Consider the following 264-nt stretch of genomic DNA (forward strand, 5'->3'; position numbering starts at 1 on the left):
GCATCACCGGACCGGTAACCGGCAATAACCCGACTAATGACGCGCGTCCAGCGCTGAACGGGACCGCCGAAGCCAACGCGACGGTGCGCATCTATGACGGCACGACGCTTGTCGGCACGGTCACCGCCGATGCGAACGGCAACTGGACGCTACCGCAAACCACCACCACACTGACGGAAGGCACGCATAACTTCACCGCCACCGCCACCGATGCCGCGGGCAACACCAGTACGCCATCGGCCACCACCACCATTACCGTGGATC

General features: G+C 64.0%; 1 protein-coding gene. It reads left to right on the top strand.

Annotated elements, in window-relative coordinates:
- Positions 1-264, top strand: a 264-nt coding sequence (locus ACPYOI_RS36385; protein WP_481424218.1) for an Ig-like domain-containing protein, incomplete at both ends; no start/stop codon positions are given.

The organism is Rhizobium sp. SVR5-2C, assembly GCF_056755115.1.